17 protein-coding genes are annotated in these 18,543 nt (G+C 45.6%); 7 read left to right on the top strand and 10 right to left on the bottom strand.

What is annotated here, in order from left to right; genetic code table 11:
* Positions 1-21: 21 nt before the first annotated feature.
* On the bottom strand, positions 22-1,098 hold the full coding sequence (locus tag R7Q47_RS20585; RefSeq protein WP_005381904.1) for a 3-deoxy-7-phosphoheptulonate synthase: 1,077 nt from the start codon (positions 1,096-1,098) through the stop codon (positions 22-24).
* A 207-nt stretch (positions 1,099-1,305) separates the two neighbouring features.
* Complete coding sequence (gene nagZ, locus R7Q47_RS20590; RefSeq protein ID WP_005381905.1) at positions 1,306-2,289, bottom strand: beta-N-acetylhexosaminidase; 984 nt, start codon at positions 2,287-2,289, stop codon at positions 1,306-1,308.
* A 99-nt stretch (positions 2,290-2,388) separates the two neighbouring features.
* Between nagZ and R7Q47_RS20595 the strand changes: the two genes are divergently transcribed.
* Both R7Q47_RS20595 and murQ read left to right on the top strand, forming a co-directional pair.
* A complete protein-coding gene (locus tag R7Q47_RS20595; RefSeq protein WP_154204830.1) occupies positions 2,389-3,501 on the top strand; it encodes an anhydro-N-acetylmuramic acid kinase in 1,113 nt (370 codons plus the stop codon).
* Positions 3,502-3,537: 36 nt separating this feature from the next.
* On the top strand, positions 3,538-4,467 hold the full coding sequence (murQ, locus tag R7Q47_RS20600) for an N-acetylmuramic acid 6-phosphate etherase (RefSeq protein ID WP_167415023.1): 930 nt from the start codon (positions 3,538-3,540) through the stop codon (positions 4,465-4,467).
* 51 nt (positions 4,468-4,518) lie between these two features.
* On the opposite strand, the gene R7Q47_RS20605 is transcribed toward murQ, so the two are convergent.
* Positions 4,519-4,791 (bottom strand): hypothetical protein, encoded by a 273-nt coding sequence (locus R7Q47_RS20605; protein ID WP_053350226.1) that lies wholly within the window; start codon positions 4,789-4,791, stop codon positions 4,519-4,521.
* 113 nt (positions 4,792-4,904) lie between these two features.
* Positions 4,905-5,246 carry a DUF2799 domain-containing protein gene (locus R7Q47_RS20610; protein ID WP_005381912.1) on the bottom strand — a complete coding sequence of 114 codons (342 nt, stop codon included), beginning with the start codon at positions 5,244-5,246 and terminating at the stop codon, positions 4,905-4,907.
* Positions 5,247-5,526: 280 nt separating this feature from the next.
* Between R7Q47_RS20610 and R7Q47_RS20615 the strand changes: the two genes are divergently transcribed.
* From R7Q47_RS20615 to R7Q47_RS20630, 4 genes are all read left to right on the top strand, one after another.
* Positions 5,527-7,011, top strand: a complete 1,485-nt coding sequence (locus R7Q47_RS20615) for a carbon starvation protein A (protein WP_005381914.1) — start codon at positions 5,527-5,529, stop codon at positions 7,009-7,011.
* Positions 7,012-7,204: 193 nt separating this feature from the next.
* Positions 7,205-8,875: a sensor histidine kinase gene (locus tag R7Q47_RS20620; RefSeq protein WP_005381915.1), complete on the top strand. Its 1,671-nt coding sequence runs from the start codon at positions 7,205-7,207 to the stop codon at positions 8,873-8,875.
* A 31-nt stretch (positions 8,876-8,906) separates the two neighbouring features.
* On the top strand, positions 8,907-9,635 hold the full coding sequence (btsR, locus tag R7Q47_RS20625; RefSeq protein WP_005381917.1) for a two-component system response regulator BtsR: 729 nt from the start codon (positions 8,907-8,909) through the stop codon (positions 9,633-9,635).
* 71 nt (positions 9,636-9,706) lie between these two features.
* Complete coding sequence (locus R7Q47_RS20630; protein WP_132936768.1) at positions 9,707-10,180, top strand: low molecular weight phosphatase family protein; 474 nt, start codon at positions 9,707-9,709, stop codon at positions 10,178-10,180.
* A 46-nt stretch (positions 10,181-10,226) separates the two neighbouring features.
* Here the strand turns inward: R7Q47_RS20630 and ispH are convergent, their stop codons facing one another.
* From ispH to murJ, 6 genes are all read right to left on the bottom strand, one after another.
* On the bottom strand, positions 10,227-11,192 hold the full coding sequence (gene ispH, locus R7Q47_RS20635) for a 4-hydroxy-3-methylbut-2-enyl diphosphate reductase (protein WP_005381920.1): 966 nt from the start codon (positions 11,190-11,192) through the stop codon (positions 10,227-10,229).
* Between the two features lie 23 nt (positions 11,193-11,215).
* Positions 11,216-11,647 (bottom strand): FKBP-type peptidyl-prolyl cis-trans isomerase, encoded by a 432-nt coding sequence (fkpB, locus tag R7Q47_RS20640; protein WP_248487357.1) that lies wholly within the window; start codon positions 11,645-11,647, stop codon positions 11,216-11,218.
* Positions 11,648-11,791: 144 nt separating this feature from the next.
* Positions 11,792-12,298, bottom strand: coding sequence for a signal peptidase II (gene lspA, locus R7Q47_RS20645; protein ID WP_005381924.1), 507 nt, complete (start codon positions 12,296-12,298; stop codon positions 11,792-11,794).
* A 73-nt stretch (positions 12,299-12,371) separates the two neighbouring features.
* Entirely contained in the window at positions 12,372-15,200 is a 2,829-nt protein-coding gene (gene ileS, locus R7Q47_RS20650; RefSeq protein ID WP_213908272.1) for an isoleucine--tRNA ligase, read from the bottom strand.
* Between the two features lie 64 nt (positions 15,201-15,264).
* A complete protein-coding gene (gene ribF / locus R7Q47_RS20655; RefSeq protein ID WP_017636167.1) occupies positions 15,265-16,200 on the bottom strand; it encodes a bifunctional riboflavin kinase/FAD synthetase in 936 nt (311 codons plus the stop codon).
* Between the two features lie 69 nt (positions 16,201-16,269).
* Positions 16,270-17,832: a murein biosynthesis integral membrane protein MurJ gene (gene murJ, locus R7Q47_RS20660; protein WP_005385957.1), complete on the bottom strand. Its 1,563-nt coding sequence runs from the start codon at positions 17,830-17,832 to the stop codon at positions 16,270-16,272.
* 305 nt (positions 17,833-18,137) lie between these two features.
* Here murJ and rpsT point away from each other — a divergent pair, with 305 nt between their 5' ends.
* Positions 18,138-18,398: a 30S ribosomal protein S20 gene (rpsT, locus tag R7Q47_RS20665; RefSeq protein WP_005381938.1), complete on the top strand. Its 261-nt coding sequence runs from the start codon at positions 18,138-18,140 to the stop codon at positions 18,396-18,398.
* The last annotated feature ends 145 nt before the right edge of the window (positions 18,399-18,543 follow it).

Raw genomic sequence — 18,543 nt, forward strand, 5'->3', positions numbered from 1 at the left:
TGATGTTCCTTAAATCCTGTATTAATTAGCCTTTAGACGATTTTCTAAGAAAGGCACTAGCTCTTCATGTGCATGACGTAATAGTGCCTCAGTTGAATCCCAATTGATACATGCGTCAGTGATAGATACACCGTATTTCATCTCTTCAAGAGCTAAGTCAGAAGATTGATTTCCTTCATTGATATGGCTTTCAATCATAAGACCGATAATAGATTTATTGCCTTCACGGATTTGATGAATCACATCCTCCGCGACTAATGGCTGGCGACGGTAATCTTTACGTGAGTTGGCGTGACTGCAATCCACCATTAATGAAGCATCAAGACCAGATTTCGCCATCTCCTGCTCACACTCAGTGACGGATACCGAATCGTAGTTAGTTTGCTTGCCGCCACGTAAGATCACATGTCCATTAGCATTGCCCTGGGTGGTTAATAGTGCGACTTGTCCCTCACGATTAATTCCCATAAAACGGTGGCTAGAGGACGCAGCTTGCATCGCGTTAATTGCGGTTGCCAAACTGCCATCGGTGCCATTCTTAAAACCGATTGGCATAGACAGGCCGCTTGCCATTTCACGGTGAGTTTGTGACTCCGTCGTACGAGCACCGATGGCTGCCCAGCTAAAAGTATCCGCCAAGTATTGTGGGCTAATTGGGTCTAGAGCCTCAGTCGCGAGCGGGATTTCCATCTCTGCCAACTCCACCAGAAGTTCGCGTCCAACATGCAGACCGTGTTCAATATCGAAACTGCCGTCTAGGTGTGGGTCATTGATCAGGCCTTTCCAGCCGACCGTGGTGCGCGGCTTCTCAAAGTAAACACGCATAACAATATACAGTTGGTCACTTAGTTGTTCAGAGAGTGCTTTAAGGCGCTTTGCGTAATCCTTCGCCGCCTCTACGTCGTGGATAGAACATGGACCGCATACAACAAGCAGGCGGTGATCCTTCTTGTGAATAATATTAGCGATAGTTTGACGAGACTCTTGAATAAAGCGACGTGCTTTTTCACTCAAAGGAAGCTTGGTTTTTAGTTCCTCCGGAGTAATAAGAACCTGTTCTTCGATAATATTAATATTGCTCAACTCACTTTTCTGCATAACTCTAACCTGTATATTTATTTTTACACCCAACCAAACCTTTGGTGAGACAACTAAGCTTTAACGACAAGATAACAGGCTAAAAAAGAAAAACAATCGTACAGAATAAAAAACATTTAGTGTAAATTAAAGTTTACAGTCAAATAAAAAGCCAAAGCATAATTAACTTTGGCTTCTCATCGCTGTTTTGAATCTTTTACAAGAGGTTTAGCTAGTCAAGCGTTTCATCGCTTCACTCGCCGCTTTCCACTCTTGAGATAGCTTAAGTTCGCTTGGAGAAAATGACTGTTTTTTCAGTAATCCATCCGCGAGTGGCACGGTTGAAACCGGTAAGTTGTCTAATACCTCAACGTGCGCTTCTCGTTTATTACACATTAACAACATATCGCAGCCAGCTCTCAATGCTTGAGCACCTCGCTCGGCAGGGCTGCCCATGATCGCAGCGCCTTCCATGGTCAAGTCATCCGAAAAAACCAAACCTTTAAAACCCAATTGCTGACGCAGGACCTGTTTTAACCAGTATTCAGAACCGCTGGCTGGTTGAGCATCATAATGTGGGAAAATCACGTGAGCAGGCATCATGGCATCTAAAATACCGGCATCAATTTGCGCTTTGAAGATCGCCATATCTTGTTCAAAAATATCACTGCGCTCATCGTATGGTGTTTCTAGATGTGAGTCTGCAATCACGCCACCATGTCCAGGGAAGTGCTTGCCTGTCGTTGCCATGCCAACACTCTTCATTCCTTGCATATAAGCAGTGCTATAGCGAAGAATGGTATCGGCATCTTCACCGAATGCGCGGTTACCGATCGCTTTACATTGATGGCCTTGGTCAAGTACCGGGGCAAAGCTTAAATCAATATCATGGGCAATCAGCTCTGCTGCCATTAACCAACCGCCCATACGAGCAAGCTCTTCACCATTTTGATGTTTAGCGTACTCATCAGCAGCAGGAATTAATGAGAAACCTTCACGAAAGCGCTGCACTCGGCCGCCTTCTTGATCCACACCGATCAAAAACGGGCGCTTAGCCGCCTTTCGGATGGATTGAGTAAGTGCTTGAAGCTGTTCGCTATCATGATAGTTGCGAGCAAATAGAATTAAGCCACCAACCGTAGGATGCTCCAAGATTTCTTTGTCTTCAGCGGTCAGTTCATACCCCGCAACGTCAACCCATAACGGTCCCATGTTTTCTCCTCAAAATCGGCTGAATATCTCGTATTCGATGAGGTTATTCGCTTCAGATTTGCTTTACAATAAGTGAATGAAGAATTGACGAGATCGGCTATGAAATTTAACGAACTGTACATTGGTGTGATGTCTGGAACGAGTATGGATGGCGTTGATACCGCTCTAGTTGAAATAAGCGATGAGCATGTTCGCCTGATTGCGCACGACGACTACCCAATGCCCGCAGCGCTAAAAGACATGCTGTTATCTGTTTGTACCGGTCAAGCAACAAATTTAAAAACCATAGGTGAACTTGACCATCAGCTCGGCCATCTATTTGCAGATGCTGTGTTACAGCTGCTCAATAAGTCTGGTTACGTCGCAGAGCAAATTCGTGCGATTGGTAATCACGGTCAAACAGTGTTCCATCAGCCTACCGGAAACTTGCCGTTTACCACTCAATTGGGCGATGCAAACATTATCGCAGTCAAGACAGGCATTGATACGGTAGCGGATTTTCGTCGTAAAGACATGGCGCTAGGTGGACAAGGTGCTCCACTCGTCCCTGCTTTCCATAAAAGCATTTTTGCGATGCAGGATTCCACAACTGTGGTACTTAACATTGGAGGCATTGCCAATATCTCGGTACTGCATCCAGAACAACCAGTCATTGGCTATGACACAGGCCCGGGCAATATGTTGATGGACGCATGGTGTGCGCTGCATACTGGGCAAAGCTTCGATGAAGATGCACAATTTGCGCTTAAAGGAACGGTAAACGCTACTTTGTTGACTCAATTACTCAAAGAAGCTTACCTCGCCATGCCTGCCCCTAAAAGTACCGGGCGAGAACTGTTCAATATTGACTGGCTGCATCAACAACTGGCCCATCACAATTTACCAATCGAAGACGTACAACGTACACTTTGCGAGTATTCTGCAATTACCATTGCCAACGAAGTCGACAAGTTTTCTCATGGCATCACACCTCAACTATTGGTCTGTGGCGGTGGAGCAAGAAACCCGCTTTTGATGCAACGACTGGCCAAGTTATTGCCACAATGGAGCGTTGCGACAACGGCAGAAAAAGGCGTTGATGGCGATTACATGGAAGCAATGGCGTTTGCTTGGCTTGCGCAGCGCCATATTCACGGCCTCCCTAGCAACTTACCGGAAGTTACGGGGGCAAGTCGTCTCGCTTCACTGGGTGTACTCTATTCAAAAAATTAAGGGCAATAGATCCTAAACAAAAAGGCTTAATTCATTATGACAAACGATGCACTTATCGCAGCTTTATCCCATCTGGTATCTGAAGGGCGAAATCCAGACACCATGGACATCGACTTGCTGCCTTCTCTCGATATTGTTCAACGCATCAACCAACAGGACAAACTCGTTCCTCTTGCCGTTGAAAAAGTATTGCCTGAGATCGCTGAAGCCGTTGATAAGATCACGGAAGCATTGAAGGTCGGAGGTCGGTTGTTTTACATCGGTGCGGGTACCAGTGGTCGACTTGGCGTTTTGGACGCTTCAGAATGCCCACCAACTTTTGGCACAGATCCAGAGATGGTCGTTGGTATTATTGCCGGTGGAAAAGAGGCAATGTTCCGTGCAAAAGAAGGGGCGGAGGACGACCCAGCATTGGGCGAGCAAGATCTTAAAGAGAATACGCTAACACAACGCGATGTCGTCGTTGGTATTGCGGCAAGTGGACGAACACCTTACGTGATTGGTGGCTTAGAGTATGCGAACGAGCTTGGTGCCACCACTGTAGCACTATCTTGTAACCCTGACTCTCCGATTGCAGATATTGCTGATATTGCGATTAGCCCCGTTGTTGGACCTGAGGCGTTAACGGGATCCACTCGCTTAAAATCAGGGACAGCACAAAAACTCGTACTGAACATGCTCACTACCGCAAGCATGATTCGCCTAGGCAAAAGTTATCAGAACTTAATGGTAGATGTGAAAGCGACGAATGAAAAGCTAGTTGCAAGAGCGGCTCGTATTGTTATGCAAGCAACAGATTGTACTAACCAAGAGGCTAAAACGGCGCTCAAAGAAACTGACTACGACGCCAAGTTAGCGATTTTGATGATTTTAACCGGGCTGGATAGAGAAAGCGCGACTGAGCAACTGAACGCCAAGCAAGGATATTTAAGAAAAGTCGTGATCGCGCAAGCTAATCAATCTTAATCAATAAAGCGCCTCACTTATTTAAAAGTCAGGCGCCTTTTATGGCTTAATTTAGTAGTTCAATCGTTCAATGTGAGTAATACCGACTTTACCTTCAAGGTCACTGAACATATGAACCATTGCTGGGTATGGTTGTGCTCCAGGGTAGACAACTTCTGCATTACAGAAAAACGCATAGTTTTGTCCGGCTACGACTTGAGTAGCCACAACCAAAGGGGAGTATTTGACACCGACAAACCCCTCGATACCTTTAGCAAATACTTCTTTATTATCTGCTGTGAGTTCATGAAATGGACTCCAGCCACCAGCCATTTGCGTTGACATAATGTGATTCCTTTTTTCTGTGCTCACTATCAAGCAATATGAACATAGTTTAATAAGAAAGACTTTGCCACATTTATGTGATGCAGACAGTGTAACAACGGCTTTATTGACTATTAATTTGAGTATTCATTCCAACCACGTTGCCATTCCATGCGGAATTTTTGCGCTTGCTCAGTACCTTCACAAACCCCTTCGTAATACTGACCAGATAACCCCATTTGATACGCAAAAGCAGGATTACAGTACTCACGTAAACCTTCTAAATAACCTTGGTCGTAGTCACTTTGCTTAACACTACCCAACTCACGAAGCTCGCTCATCGTGCGCGATGTGTGTCCGGTTATGCCATCTTGATATCCGATCTGATGCCAATCTCCCGACTTGGCAAGATCTGCTGTCGTTGCTGTGCATCCTGCAAGTAAAGCCAGTGCCAGACCTACCGTTACCTTTTTCATGGTTCTTCCTTAAGTAATTGTTTTCAAAAATAAGCTTACCACTAATTATTGGCGCTTGCCGCTGAGCTTGCAGATTTAACCACTGATGACTCAAATCAGCCGCTCAAGACTGTCATCAACCTTTCGCCATTTTTAAAAACCGCTCAAGCAGCATATCGACCACTCAGTGCTCTATTCGACCACTCATCTACTAACCGAATGCATTTAACACAAGTGACGCATAACATGCATCCTGAGATTAAAAAAAAACCCTACCCAACTAAGACCAAGGACAATTGCTATGATGTGGTTTCTAACCTGTGTCGCAGCCCTAATCGGCGGATACTTCATCTACGGCGCTTTCGTCGAGAAGATTTTCGGCATCAATGAAAAACGCCAAACGCCAGCTCACACCAAATCGGACGGTGTTGACTTCGTTCCAATGTCAACAAAGAAAGTTTACCTAGTTCAACTACTTAACATCGCAGGTGTTGGTCCAATTTTTGGCCCGATCATGGGGGCACTATACGGTCCTGCGGCGATGCTTTGGATTGTAGTCGGTTGTATTTTTGCTGGTGCAGTACACGATTACTTCTCAGGCATGCTTTCAGTGCGTAACGGCGGTGCATCTGTACCTACCATTACAGGTCGCTACCTAGGTAATGGCGCAAAACACTTTATGAATATTTTTGCCATTGTCCTATTGCTTCTAGTTGGCGTAGTGTTCGTTTCAGCCCCTGCTGGCATGATTACTAACCTCATCAATGATCAAACAAGCTTGAGTGTAAGCATGACAACGATGGTTATTGCTATCTTTGCTTACTACATCATTGCGACGATTGTTCCTGTCGATAAAATCATTGGTCGTTTCTACCCACTGTTTGGCGCCCTACTTATCTTTATGTCTGTTGGCCTAATGACAGCCGTTGCTTTCTCTAGCGAACACACAGTAATGGGTGACTTCCAAGTTTCGGACATGTTCTCTAACCTCAACCCAAATGACATGCCGTTATGGCCTGCATTGTTCATCACTATCGCATGTGGCGCTATCTCTGGCTTCCACGCGACTCAGTCTCCACTGATGGCGCGTTGTATGGAAAATGAGAAAAACGGTCGCTTCGTATTCTACGGTGCAATGATTGGTGAAGGTGTTATCGCGCTAATTTGGTGTGCTATCGCTCTGTCTTTCTTCGGCTCTCTAGACGCTCTATCCGAAGCTGTGAAAAACGGTGGTCCTGGTAACGTGGTATACAGCGCATCATTTGGTCTGCTAGGTGTGTTCGGTGGTATCCTTGCGTTCCTGGGTGTGGTTATCCTACCAATTACGTCTGGCGATACAGCGTTCCGTTCAAGCCGCTTGATCCTTGCTGAATACTTCAACATGGAACAAAAAACGCTACGTAACCGTCTACTGATGGCACTTCCACTGTTCGTTATCGGCGGTATCTTAACTCAAGTAGACTTCGGCATTATCTGGCGCTACTTCGGTTTTGCAAACCAAACAACAGCGGTAATGATGCTTTGGACTGCGTCCGCTTACCTACTGCGTCACAACAAGCTGCACTGGATTACCACTATCCCAGCTATCTTCATGACCACGGTATGTGTCACGTTCATCTTAAACAACAGCTCGCTAGGTTTTGGTCTGCCAATGCAACTATCAACTATCGTAGGTATTGTGTTTGCCCTAGCAGTGACAGGTTACGTTATCAAAACCTCTAAGGGTAAAGGTGAAACTGAACTGGCTGACGAAGAGAAACCACAAGCCGTATCAGAAACAGCGTAATACTCGTCACATCTGAGTGACTAAGATAGGAGCCTGCCAATTGCAGGCTCTTTTTGTTTTATACCCAAGTCACTTTAAGACTCAGAAAGCACAGCGCAGCATCATTTACTTAGCTGTTCTTATCTATCTGAGCCAAGCATCTTGAGGTTACTTAGGTATACAATAACAACATTGATTCTAGGTTAGGTTCACTATGGAACTGGTCATCTCCCTTTTACAACAGATGTGTGTGTACTTAGTTTTGGCTTACATGCTAAGTAAAACGCCAATCATCTTACCTTTGCTGAGTATTTCTTCGCGCTTAAGCCACCGCCTAATTTGTTACGTACTCTTCTCTGGCTTTTGTATTCTCGGCACCTATTTCGGTCTGCACATCAACGATGCTATTGCCAATACTCGTGCGATCGGCGCAGTTATGGGCGGGCTGTTTGGTGGACCTGTTGTAGGTTTCGCCGTCGGATTTACTGGTGGCATCCATCGATACTCTCTTGGTGGCTTTACCGACCTAGCCTGTGCAATTTCAACCACCGCCGAGGGCGTAATTGGTGGCTTGCTCCACGTTTACCTTATCAAGCGAAATAAAGGTGCATTGCTGTTTAATCCAAGCGTTGTATTCAGCGTCACGTTTGTTGCAGAAGTGGTGCAAATGATTTTGCTGCTCGCCGTCGCGAAACCTTTTGATCAAGCCTATGAACTGGTGTCCGCTATTGCAGCGCCTATGATCATCGCGAACTCATTTGGTGCGGCGTTGTTCATGAGTATCCTGCAAGACAGAAAAGCAATCTTTGAAAAGTTTTCTGCGACGTTTTCGCGTCGAGCGCTCACCATTGCTGATCGCTCAGTGGGAATTCTAAGCAACGGCTTCAACACCGAAAACGCAGAGAAAATCGCACGTATTATTTACGAAGAAACCAAAGTGGGCGCTGTCGCGATTACTGACCAAGAAAAGATCTTGGCGTTTGTGGGCATTGGCGATGATCACCATAAACCAAACACGCCGATTTCATCGCAAAGCACATTAGACTCCATGGAGAAAAACGACATCATTTATCTTGATGGTGCGGAGCGTCCATACCAATGCTCCATTGCAAAAGATTGCAAGCTCGGATCTGCGCTGATCATCCCACTGCGTGCAGGGAAAGAGGTCATTGGTACCATAAAGCTGTATGAACCGAAGCGTAAATTGTTCTCGACGGCCAACATGTCGATGGCGGAAGGAATAGCCCAGCTTCTATCTAGCCAAATCCTTTATGGCGATTACCAACAACAACAAGCCTTACTCGCCCAAGCAGAAATCAAATTGCTTCACGCTCAGGTGAATCCACACTTTTTGTTTAATGCTCTCAATACTATTAGTGCGATTACTCGTCGTGACCCTGACAAAGCGCGCGAGCTAATCCAAAATCTATCGCACTTCTTCCGCAGCAATTTAAAGCAGAACATTAATACCGTGACGCTAAAGGAAGAGCTTGCACATGTGAACTCGTACTTGAGCATCGAAAAAGCGCGTTTTACGGACCGCTTAGAGGTTGAAATCGATATTCAACCTGAATTGCTGGACATCAAATTACCAAGCTTTACACTCCAGCCTTTGGTTGAGAATGCCATTAAGCATGGCATTTCAAACATGCTTGAAGGTGGTAAAGTTCATATCTACAGCGAAGCACACCCACAAGGTCACTTGATTACCGTCGAAGACAACGCAGGCAGTTTTGAACCGCCAAAAGAAAACCACTCAGGGCTAGGTTTAGAAATTGTCGACAAACGTCTCACTAATCAATTTGGACGTGATGCAGCGCTAAAAATTACGTGCGAGCCACATCAATTTACTAAAATGAGCTTTATCATTCCCCCAAAATCATAAAAGCACGCTGAAGCAATAAAGGTAATGTTGGATGTTAACCGCACTCGTCATTGATGATGAACAGTTTGCTCGTGAAGAGCTAGCAGAGTTACTGGATGAAACAGGCCAAGTTGAGGTCGTGGGCGATGCCTCAAACGCAATCCTTGGCCTAAAAAAAATCAATGAACTCAAGCCTGATGTGGTGTTTCTCGATATCCAAATGCCTCAAGTCACGGGGATTGAATTACTTGGGATGCTTGATCCAGAAACCATGCCTTATGTGGTTTTTGTCACGGCTTATGATCAGTATGCGATTCAAGCATTTGAAGACAATGCCTTTGATTACTTGCTCAAACCTGTCGACCCATGCCGGTTAACTAAAACGGTCAAACGACTAAACAAAGTCATTAGCCAATCCGCCCTAACGCAACAACTGTCTGCTATTACACCTGACACGTTGGATCAGATACCGTGCATCGGACACAACCGCATCGTTATCATGGCCACCGACACGGTGGAATGTGCTTACAGTGATATCAGCGGCGTGCATGTACGCTCCACCAGCCAAACCGCGAGCACCCAACTGACATTAAAAACGTTGGAAGAGAAAACCCCTCTAGTCCGCTGCCATCGTCAATACTTAGTCAGTATTAAAGCGATTAGCGAAATCAAGTTACTGGAAAATGGGTTAGCGGAAATCATCACCAAAACAGGCTTTGAGATACCAGTAAGCCGCCGCTACTTAAAGGTGCTCAAAGAGATGCTCGGCATTAGCCACTAACACAAAAACTTCACACATCATCGCTAAGTTTCCGCTAGCGTATAAATAGGACGCTCTGAAAAGATGAGGCGATGATGTATAAAGTTTTATTCATATGTAAGCACAACGCTGGACGAAGCGTCCTCGCGGAGTCAATCGCAACCAATATCCTGCCAGCAGATTTTAGTGTCACCAGTGGAGGCTCACATCCCACAGGCAAGGTGCACCCAGTGGTGCAAAAATATTTAGATGACCACCAACTCCCCATTCCGCATATCCACACGCATTCATGGGAGGAGCGAACTCAGTTTCTTCCCGACATCGTTATTATTCTCTGTGATTCTTTACATCAAGAAACCGCTCCTCAGTGGCTTGCAGGTGGTGTTCGAGTAAACTGGCAAGTTGATGCTTTTCCGACCGATGGTTCTGATGAAGACATGTACTCACATTGCGAAAAGGTTGCTCAATCGCTTGAGCGAAGAATCACGAAGATGTCTGATATGATTATCGATGGTTTAGGAAAAGACCAAATTCGTGATTACCTAAATGAGTTAAGAGAGATGTAAAAAAGGCGACCCACAGGTCGCCTTTTGAATATTCGATAAATGGAGACTAATCCACTTGCTTGATTTGCAGTTCTTTAGGTACTTCAAAGAACATATTCTCTTCACGGCCAAGTACTTCATCAACCGCTTCGGCACCCACGAGTTCTTTGATTCGCTCTAGAATCTGATTAACGAGCTCTTCCGGAGCAGATGCTCCCGCAGTCACGCCGACCTTTGTTTTGCCTTCGAACCACTCGGGTTTGATATCTTCCGGACAGTCGGTTAAGTAGCCAGGTGTCCCTAGCTTTTCAGCTAGCTCTTTAAGACGTGTAGAGTTTGATGAGTTTTTAGAACCCACCACAACCATCACATCTACGTCACCAGCTAATTCACGTACGGCATCTTGGCGGTTTTGTGTCGCATAACAGATATCGTCTTTACGTGGACCTTGGATATCTGGGAACACGCGGCGTAGCTCTTCGATAACATCGGCAGTTTCATCGACAGAAAGCGTCGTTTGGCTTACGTAATGAAGATCGGATGGATCTTTCACAATCGCCTTCAGTTTCTCAACATCGGCTGGAGTTTCAACCAAGTACATACCACCGGTTTCACTGGCGTATTGCCCCATCGTACCTTCGACTTCAGGGTGACCTGCGTGACCAATCAGAACCACTTCCATATTACGACGGCTCGCACGCGCCACTTCCATATGCACTTTGGTTACTAAAGGACACGTTGCGTCAAATACGGTCAAATCACGCTGCTTGGCTTCCTGACGAACCGCCTGCGATACACCATGAGCAGAAAAAATCACAATGTTGTTGTCTGGCACTTCATGCAGCTCTTCAACGAAGATAGCACCACGCTGTTTTAGACCTTCAACCACAAAACGGTTATGCACCACTTCATGTCGAACATAGATAGGTGGCTGATACATCTCTAGCGCACGCTCTACGATGCTAATCGCGCGGTCAACACCAGCACAGAAACCACGTGGGTTAGCTAACAGGATTTTCATTTCATTGCTCATGGAAATTATCTTTATTGGGTTCGCTATTCTACTGACAAAATTTCAACTTCGAAAGTCACGTCTTGTCCCGCTAGAGGATGGTTGAAGTCCACAGTGACTGAATCGCCTGCAATCTGTGTAATAATGCCCGGGATTTCCATGCCATCAGGGCCACTGAAGGCCATGATTGTACCAACTTCCACTTCTGCATCACCTACAAATTTAGTGCGATCCATATAGTGAATATGATCAGGGTTTGGCATACCAAACGCGTCTTCTGCCTTTAGCTCAATCGCTTTTTGTGCGCCTGTTTCGAGGCCGATCAAGCATTGCTCAAAGTTTTCACTCAAGCTGCCATCACCCATAACAAACTTCGCTGGTTTACCCATGTTATGAGTACTATCTGCAACCGATCCGTCTTTCATTTTAATCGTAAAGTGAAGGGTTACTACCGATTCATTGGTTATTGTTGTCACGTTAATGCTTCCTTGTTCTTGGGTTATTACGCTGTCAGCTTGGTCTTTTTATACATTGATATGCTGATTGGCGCTCCAACATAATAAAAAGCGTCGCTCGAATCAACGGACGACGCTTAGGGTTATTCGATATATCGCAAAAGGTTACTTGTTAGCGTCTTTTTTACGGAAGCCATCCAGAATAATCATTGCCGCACCAATACAGATCGCCATGTCAGCAAGGTTGAATGCTGGCCAGTGGTAGTTACCCCAGAAGAAGTCTAGGTAATCAACAACAAAGCCATGAACGACGCGGTCAAACACGTTGCCCACTGCACCACCAATAATCAGTGCATAAGCAATGTTGTTCCATTTTTCTTTTGCTGGAAGCTTGCTCATCCAGTAGGTCAAAAGACCCGTCACAACAAACGCGATACCTGTAAATAACCAACGCTGCCAACCAGCTTGATCGCTCAAGAAGCTGAAAGCGGCACCGTAGTTATGAACGTAAAGTAGGTTGAAGAATGGCAACACCTCAATTCGGTTTGCCCATCCGTAGCCCATGTTGTCCATCACCACCAATTTGATGCCAATATCTGCAATAAATACCAGAATTGCTAACCACAGCCAGCGAACTCCAGATTGCTTTAACGTCAGTGCTTTTTCACTCATTACTTTACCTACAAACAGCCCCAGTAAATACTGGGGCTGTTAATTTTAAAAAAAGTTCAGTCGTTCTAGGCAATTACGCGAATTTACGTACTTCACCTTCGCCGTCTACGTTAGACACACAACGACCACAGATCTTCTCGTGACCTTCAATTGTGCCTACGTCTGGCGTGTGGTGCCAACAACGGTCACACTTCTCGCCTTCAGCTGCTGCTACTTCTACAAACAAGCCTTCGATATCCGTCGCTTGTGCTGCATCCGTCTTCTCACCTAGAGGCTTAACTTTCGCAGCAGATGTTAGTAGAACAAAGCGCAGTTCATCTTCAAGTTTGTTGATCTTCGCCGCTAGTGCGTCATCAGCAAATAGAGTCACTTCAGCTTGTAGTGCACCACCAATGGTTTTCTCTTTACGCGCATCTTCTAGAAGTTTGTTTACTGCACCACGAACCGCTTGGATCTCAGTCCAGAATTCGTTGTTCAGCTCTTCACCTTCAGCAAGACCGAATAGACCGTCGAACCACTCACCAGTGAATACGAACTTGTCGCGCTCGCCTGGCATTTCGTTCCAGATTTCATCTGCAGTGAACGACATGATTGGCGCCATCCAACGAACTAGCGCTTCTACGATGTAGTAAAGTGCTGTCTGACAGCTACGTTGAGCGTTGCCGCCACGTTTTGCTGTGTACTGACGGTCTTTAATTACGTCTAAGTAGAAAGAGCCCATTTCGATTGAACAGAATTGCATTAGACGCTGAGTTACACCGTGTGTGTTGTACTCTTCGTATGCTTTAACAATCTCTTCTTGTGCTGCTAGTGCACGACCAACTGCCCAGCGATCTAGCGCAACCATCTCTTCAACAGGAACGATGTCTGTTTCAGGGTTGAAGCCGCTCAGGTTAGCTAGGAAGAAACGCGCTGTGTTACGGATACGACGGTAAGCATCTGCGCTACGTTTTAGGATTTCATCAGAAACCGCAACTTCACCAGTGTAGTCTGTTGAAGCAACCCATAGACGAAGAATGTCAGCACCTAGCTTGTTAGTTACGTCTTTTGGCGCAACCACGTTACCGATAGATTTAGACATCTTACGACCCTGACCATCAACCACGAAACCGTGTGTCAGTACTTGTTTGTAAGGCGCTTCGTCTTTCATCGCGATAGATGAAATTAGAGAAGACTGGAACCAACCACGGTGTTGGTCAGAACCTTCTAGGTATAGGTCTGCACTATTGCCGTTGTACTCTTCACGAGCATCAACAACAGAGAAGTGAGTGACACCTGAATCGAACCATACGTCTAGCGTATCTAGCACTTTTTCGTATTGGTCAGCGTCAGCACCTAGTAGTTCAGCTGCATCGGCATCCCACCATGCTTGAATGCCTTTCTCTTCAACCAGCTTCGCGACTTTCTCGATCAGCTCTAGCGTGTTTGGATGAAGTTCTGCTGTTTCTTTATGAACAAACAGAGCAATTGGCACACCCCAAGTACGTTGACGAGAGATACACCACTCAGGGCGACCTTCGATCATACCTTCGATGCGGCTTTGACCCCACTCAGGCATCCACTCTACATTCTTGATTGACTCTAATGCTTTAGCACGTAGGCCAGCTTGATCCATAGAAACGAACCATTGAGGTGTAGCACGGAAGATGATTGGAGTCTTATGACGCCAACAGTGTGGGTAGCTGTGCTCGTAAGCGTGGTGGTGTAGTAGTGCACCTTTTTCTTTTAGTACTTCTACTACTGCATCGTTCGCTTTAAATACGTGCTGACCAGCAAATAGCTCTGTATCTGGTAGGTAAACACCGTTTGAGCCAACTGGGTTTGCTACTTCTAGGTTGTACTTGTTACCAACCGCGAAGTCTTCTTGACCGTGACCAGGAGCAGTGTGAACAACACCAGTACCTGAATCAGTCGTAACGTGATCGCCAAGGATCGCCGGTACAGTGAAATCGTAGAATGGGTGTTGGAATTGAGAAAGCTCTAGGTCCGCACCTTTAGCAAAGCCAAGGTTGTGGAAGTGCTCGATACCCGCACGGTCCATTACGTCTTTCGCTAGCTCAGCAGCAACGATGATACGCTCAGCGTTGTCGCCTTCTGTTTGGATAAGCACGTACTCTAGATCATCACGTAGACATACTGCGCGGTTTGCAGGCAGTGTCCAAGGTGTTGTTGTCCAGATAACGATAGATACGTCACCGTGACCTTCATGACCTTCTGTCAGTTCAAATTTAGATAGCAGTGCTGTTTCGTCAGCCGCTTTAAAACGAACGTCGATAGATGGTGATACTTTATCTTTGTATTCTACTTCCGCTTCAGCAAGAGCAGAACCACAGTCTGTACACCAGTGAACAGGTTTGAAACCTTTTAGAAGGTGACCATTGCTTGCAATCTTACCAAGAGCACGAATAATGTTCGCTTCAGTTGCGAAATCCATAGTGCGGTATGGCTTGTCCCACTCACCCATGATGCCAAGACGTTTGAAGCTCTCTTTCTGACCTTCAACCTGACCTGCTGCGTATTCACGACATTTCTCGCGGAATTCCGCTGCTGTCACTTTTTGGCCTGGCTTACCTACTTTCTTCTCTACCATTAATTCGATTGGTAGACCGTGGCAGTCCCAGCCTGGGATGTAAGGTGCGTCAAAACCTGAAAGTGTTTTGGATTTAATAATAATGTCTTTAAGAATCTTGTTTAGTGCGTGACCAATATGAATGTCACCATTTGCGTAAGGAGGGCCATCGTGCAATACGAATGACTTTTTGCCTTTCTTAGCTTTACGGATTTCACCGTAAAGATCTTCTTTGTACCAACGCTTAAGCATTTCTGGCTCACGATTGGCCAGGTTGCCGCGCATTGGAAACCCTGTTTCAGGTAAGTTCAGGGTATCTTTATACTCACTCATCGATTCTTAATTCCGTTATATTGGGCGAAAATTAGACATTATGTTGAACGGTGGAATAAACCGCTCAACGCTTAAGCTGACGCAGCCACACCCTTGCTGCTTCAGCATCCAATTCAATTTGTTGTTTAAGTGCTTCAAACGACTCAAACTTTTGCTCATCTCGAAGTTTATGCAAAAGTTCCACTTCTAGTTGCTTGCCATATAAATTGGCATGAAAGTCGAATAAGTGCACTTCTAACTGTTGGCGAACACCATTGACGGTTGGTCTTTGACCAATATTAGCAACACCACCAACTGGCTTATTTCCTAAGCCAAGCGCTTGAACAACATAGACTCCGGAAACCGGAGAAACACAGCGTTTCAAAGGAATATTTGCAGTAGGGAACCCAATGGTTCGACCTAGCTTTCTTCCATGAGAAACACGACCGCTGATGCTGTAGTTTCTTCCCAGCATCTGTTGCGCGGAATGCAAATCGTCACGCGCCAGCGCTTGACGGATAGCCGTACTGCTGACACGTAATTGTTGTAAACAAAAGCTCTGGGTACTTACGACATCAAAGCCGTATTTTTCCCCTGCTTCCTGCAGCATTGCAAAGTTACCTGTACGGCCTTTGCCAAAGCAGAAATCATCACCAACGACAAGAAACTTAACACCCAAACGCTCGACCAACAAGTCACGGATAAACTCTTCCGCGGTTAAATTTGCAAAATGGCGATTGAAATTGACACACAGTAAGCGGTCAATATCGAGCTTACTCAATTGCACGAACTTATCGCGTAATCGAGTCAACCTTGCAGGTGCCTTGTCTTTGGCAAACAACTCCATCGGCTGAGGTTCAAAGGTCATCACAACAGAAGGCAAGGATAGCCTGTCCGCTTGCTCAGACACTTGCTGCAATACTTGTTGATGGCCTTTATGGACACCATCGAAATTGCCAATAGTCAGCACACAACCATGATGTCGCGGGTTGATATTGTGAATGCCTCTAATCAGTTCCATTGGATACTGCTTTCTGCCTCTGTTTTACTTTACACTGTGTGAAACTGACGGATTATATACTAATCACCCTCAGTCTGTCCCAGCTTTTAGGTCTTTTAAACGCGCACCAGTTAAAAATAGAACCACTAGGTAAACTACGGCTCCTAAACCGATCAACATCCCTAGCACCGCGCTTCGGTGAGCAAAGCTCCAGCCGAGCCATACTGACATATCTTCCAGTTGCCATAAGATTGCCGCCACCATCGCCGCGCCAGCAATAGCTAAACGTATAATAAAGAAGACGGTTCGCTTAGTGATTTGGTATACCTCTGCGATGTGCAGGCCACGATACAGCAGTGCCATATTCACAAATGCCGATAGTGCCGTCGCGATAGCCAAGCCAACGTAGCCATAGAAGTACGCAAAAATTGCATTAAATACCATGTTGGTCACCATCGCAATGATGCCGTATTTCACTGGCGTTTTAGTGTCTTGACGCGAGTAATAACCCGGAGCGAGCACTTTAATCAGCATAAAGTTCAACAAGCCTGAAGCGTAAGCAAAGAGTGACAATGATGCTTGATGTACGTCTTGTGGCGAAAACTCACCTCGCATGAATAACACCATCAACATAGGTTTTGCCAGTACCATCAAACCAAGCATTGCAGGAAGGCCAAGTAAGATCACCATGCGCACCCCCCAGTCCATGGTTTGTGCGAATCCTTCATTTTGTGCGTCAACATGTTTGCGTGATAATGCTGGTAAAATCACCGTTGCAATAGCAATACCAAACAGACCTAACGGGAATTCCAACAAGCGATCTGAATAGTACAACCAACTGATCGAACCGGTTTGCAGAAAGCTGGCAATAAAAGTATCAAACAACAAGTTGATTTGGCTTACCGACACACCGAACAAAGCAGGAATCATTAAGGTTCGGATCTTCACCACGCCCGGATCGCGCCAGCCCCATTTCGGCTTAACCATAACCCCCGCTTTAATAAGGAAAGGGATTTGAAATAAGAACTGAACCAAACCACCAAGGAAAACACCGATGGCAAGACCAATCTCTGGCTGTGGCATCTGCGGCGAGATAAACCATGCTGCCAAAATGATCATCACATTGAGGAAGACAGGAGTAAACGAAGAAACCGCAAACTTACCTAGTGTATTGAGAATGGCTCCCGATAGGGCAACAAAAGTGATGAACCATAAATAAGGAAAGGTAATCTTGAGCATCACGCTAGCAAGTTCGAACTTCTCAGCCGCGGGACCACCATGCATCCAGTCTAGGAACCAACCAAAACCAAACAGTGCAGTCACCACTCCGGAACCTAGAACACCTAAGATGGTAACAATTGAGACTATCACCCCTAATGTACCCGCCGCACGAGCAATGAGCTCCCGAGTTTTATCCATGTCGCCTTGAGCATGGCTTTCCGTTAAAACAGGTACAAACGCTTGGGAAAAAGCACCTTCAGCAAACAAACGTCGTAAAAAATTAGGAATTTTATTGGCGAAGAAAAAGACGTCTGCGCTTGCTCCTGCCCCCATTAAATTTGCCACTACAACATCACGAACTAGGCCAAGAACGCGGGAAATAAATGTCATAGCACTGACGATCATGCCAGACTTGAGTAGTCGTTTACTCACTGTAACCTCGGAATATCACCATAAGACAGCTAACCCTATACTGTTTCTCTGACAGGTGCTGTAAATAGACGTCAAAAATCTATCCGCGGGTTGTAAGGAATAAGTGTGCCTTTCGCGGATAATTATTAGCATTGGTATAAAAATGCTGTTAGAATCCCCGCCATCTTAACCGCGATAACCTCTCTTACCAAAATTTGTTTTGGCTTAGATCGGTTTTTGCACAAATCATTTGACATTTAAGCGCAAATGAGGGATATTCCTCGCCCTTAAATTGTCACAGAACTAAGTTTTTGGGAGTTAGACCCTTGGCAAATAGTAAATCTGCTAAGAAGCGCGCTATCCAAGCTGAGAAACGTCGTCAGCACAATGCTAGCCGTCGCTCAATGATGCGTACTTACATGAAGAAAACTGTTGCTGCTATCGAAGCAGGCGACAAAGAAGCTGCAACTGCTGCATTCGCTGTAGTTACACCTATCCTAGACCGCATGGCAACTAAAGGCCTTATTCACAAGAATAAAGCAGCTCGCCATAAGTCTCGTTTCGCTGCACAAATCAAAGCTCTTTAATAGAGTCCTGATTTTACAGTGAAGAAAAAACCGACCTTGTGTCGGTTTTTTTATATCTACAAAGTTTTCTGACCCGTCCTGATATGGGTTGACACTTTTTAACTAAAACGCTCGATGTACTTCATCGGGCGTTTTGTATTTTAAA

The organism is Vibrio sp. Vb0349 (assembly GCF_033338975.1).

Bases quoted from the DNA above. Each gene is read 5' to 3' on its own strand.
- R7Q47_RS20585 (WP_005381904.1), bottom strand. From the start codon at position 1,098: ATGCAGAAAAGTGAGTTGAGCAATATTAATATTATCGAAGAACAGGTT.
- nagZ (WP_005381905.1), bottom strand. From the start codon at position 2,289: ATGGGACCGTTATGGGTTGACGTTGCGGGGTATGAACTGACCGCTGAA.
- R7Q47_RS20595 (WP_154204830.1), top strand. From the start codon at position 2,389: ATGAAATTTAACGAACTGTACATTGGTGTGATGTCTGGAACGAGTATG.
- murQ (WP_167415023.1), top strand. From the start codon at position 3,538: ATGACAAACGATGCACTTATCGCAGCTTTATCCCATCTGGTATCTGAA.
- R7Q47_RS20605 (WP_053350226.1), bottom strand. From the start codon at position 4,791: ATGTCAACGCAAATGGCTGGTGGCTGGAGTCCATTTCATGAACTCACA.
- R7Q47_RS20610 (WP_005381912.1), bottom strand. From the start codon at position 5,246: ATGAAAAAGGTAACGGTAGGTCTGGCACTGGCTTTACTTGCAGGATGC.
- R7Q47_RS20615 (WP_005381914.1), top strand. From the start codon at position 5,527: ATGATGTGGTTTCTAACCTGTGTCGCAGCCCTAATCGGCGGATACTTC.
- R7Q47_RS20620 (WP_005381915.1), top strand. From the start codon at position 7,205: ATGGAACTGGTCATCTCCCTTTTACAACAGATGTGTGTGTACTTAGTT.
- btsR (WP_005381917.1), top strand. From the start codon at position 8,907: ATGTTAACCGCACTCGTCATTGATGATGAACAGTTTGCTCGTGAAGAG.
- R7Q47_RS20630 (WP_132936768.1), top strand. From the start codon at position 9,707: ATGATGTATAAAGTTTTATTCATATGTAAGCACAACGCTGGACGAAGC.
- ispH (WP_005381920.1), bottom strand. From the start codon at position 11,192: ATGAGCAATGAAATGAAAATCCTGTTAGCTAACCCACGTGGTTTCTGT.
- lspA (WP_005381924.1), bottom strand. From the start codon at position 12,298: ATGAGTGAAAAAGCACTGACGTTAAAGCAATCTGGAGTTCGCTGGCTG.
- ileS (WP_213908272.1), bottom strand. From the start codon at position 15,200: ATGAGTGAGTATAAAGATACCCTGAACTTACCTGAAACAGGGTTTCCA.
- ribF (WP_017636167.1), bottom strand. From the start codon at position 16,200: ATGGAACTGATTAGAGGCATTCACAATATCAACCCGCGACATCATGGT.